3 protein-coding genes are annotated in these 1,940 nt (G+C 65.2%); 2 read left to right on the forward strand and 1 reads right to left on the reverse strand.

The features are described 5' to 3' along the window. Positions 1-25: 25 nt before the first annotated feature. A complete protein-coding gene (locus ABZW32_RS39780; protein ID WP_356225797.1) occupies positions 26-286 on the reverse strand; it encodes a hypothetical protein in 261 nt (86 codons plus the stop codon). Positions 287-580: 294 nt separating this feature from the next. Between ABZW32_RS39780 and ABZW32_RS39785 the strand changes: the two genes are divergently transcribed. Then, the gene (locus ABZW32_RS39785) at positions 581-1,369 is read left to right on the forward strand and encodes a helix-turn-helix domain-containing protein (protein ID WP_356225799.1); all 789 of its coding nucleotides are present in this window, start codon (positions 581-583) and stop codon (positions 1,367-1,369) included. 12 nt (positions 1,370-1,381) lie between these two features. Beyond that, on the forward strand, positions 1,382-1,940 hold a 559-nt coding region (gene cyaB / locus ABZW32_RS39790), incomplete at its 3' end, for a class IV adenylate cyclase (protein ID WP_356225801.1).

Consider the following 1,940-nt stretch of genomic DNA (forward strand, 5'->3'; position numbering starts at 1 on the left):
GAGGGCTCATCAGCGGCGCAGGTCGTCACTCCGGGAGTCGGTGTCGTCGGGGCATGGACCCTTCCAGGAGGTCGATGTATCCGGCGGGCACGATGTTGCCCACCGCGGTGGTGAATTCCAGGCCCGACGGGTCGCGGATGTAGGCGAGGTGCACCCACCGCTCGGCTCCGCTGTCCGAGACGTTCTCGTTGACCACGGCCATCAACTCGCCCTCGGTTCCGGACGCGATGTCGCGAACACGGCGGCCCAGGAGCCGATGCGTCAGGGACTCATAGCGCTCAGCCATTGCTCGACTCCTGCAGGGACTTGATGAAGCGCTCCCACCCAATCAGTGCCCGGTCCAGGAGACCTTGGCTGGGCGTGGGCGTCCCTAGAGGTGGATCGCCGTCAGGAGTGCTGAGGGGAGTGGAAGGCTGCGCAGAATGCGAATGAGTCACACGCACAGAATTCGGTGACATTGGGTACGCATGCGATATCCGGACGGTAATCTCACCGTGGGATGGCTTCCCATCTCGTAGAAGGATGACGGGAGTAGCCGGCGGTGCTATCTCTTCCCGACTGGGCCTGGGAACGCGCAGATGTGCGTCAGGCCCTGCGTGCCCGAGACGTGGGGGCAGTGTTCCGGTACGTGCAGCAGTACAGCGGCGCCAGCCAGGCACGTATTGCTGCTGCAGTCGGCATGACCCAGGCTCGGGTCAACGAGATCATCAACCGCCGCCGTGAAGTGTCACGGCTCGATGTGTACGAACGGATCGCCGACGGGCTGAGCATGCCCGATGATGCACGCCATCTTCTGGGGCTGGCGGGCGGCCGCGAGAAGGGTTCTGGGGGAGCCGCGTTCGACCTCGCGGCGTTTCCGGAAGTGGTGCGGGTGTACTCCGCGCAGGCCGCCGCGCAGGAGGAGATCCAGCAGCAGGTCCGCGCCGCGAAGGAGGTGGACATCCTTGCCGTTCGCGGTCTCGGTTTGATCGGGCTCAACGATTCGATGCTGCGTGCGCATCTTGCTCGGCCGGAGGGTGATCTTCGGGTGCGTGTGCTCCTGCTGGCACCCGAGGCCCCGGCTCTGGCGCTGCGCGCTGCCGAGATCGGGGAGTCGGCAGAGTCGCTCGCGAGTGGAGTGAGACTGACCGAAGCTCGCCTGCGGGAGCTTGCTGGTACTTGTGACATCGAGGTGTACAGGTACGGCATGCTGCCCACGTGGCGGTTGATCCGGGCAGACTCCACGATGTTCGTCGGGGCGTTCGACGCAGGGTGGGAAGGGCACGAATCCGCCACCTACAAGGTGATGGAAACGCCTTACGGTCCGTTGTTCCGGGGTTTCCGGCGAATGTTCGAGGCCATTGCCAGGGGAGCCGACAGGACAATCTGAGGAGGGACCCTAATGATCGAAGCGGAGCTGAAGGCGCGTGTCCACGCACCACAAGAAGTGCTGAGGCGGCTGGACGAGCGGGCCGAGGGCCGGGCCGAGGTCTACCGCGACACCTACTACGACACGGCGAGCGGCGACCTGGAGGGCCAGGATCAAGAGCTTCGTGTGAGGACCGTGCACGGTCCGGACGAGACTCGGACCGTCCTCACCTACAAGGGCGCCCGCGTCGACGAGGAGTCCGGCTCCAAGCCGGAACACGAGACCCGTGTGGATGATGCCGAGGCCGTCCACGCCATGCTGCGTGGCCTCGGCTACGTCCCAGCCATCGCCTTCGAGAAGCGCTGCCGCAACTATTCCTTCCAGGCTCGAGGCCGACAGATGCTGGCCACGTTGGTCCGTGTCCCCGAGGCGGAAGGGACCTTCCTTGAGCTGGAGACCCTGGTAGAGGAAAAGGACGTGCGCGCCGCCCTTGGCGACATTCGCGAGGTCCTCGTTGAGCTGGGCATCAACCCCGAGGATCTGACCCGCGAGCTGTACACCGCAGCGGTCAAGAGCCACCGACAGAACCCAG

The organism is Streptomyces sp. NPDC004667 (genome assembly GCF_040609475.1).
Classification (GTDB): domain Bacteria; phylum Actinomycetota; class Actinomycetes; order Streptomycetales; family Streptomycetaceae; genus Streptomyces.

Coding starts and splice junctions, on each gene's coding strand:
- ABZW32_RS39780 (WP_356225797.1), bottom strand. CDS start 286: ATGGCTGAGCGCTATGAGTCCCTGACGCATCGGCTCCTGGGCCGCCGT.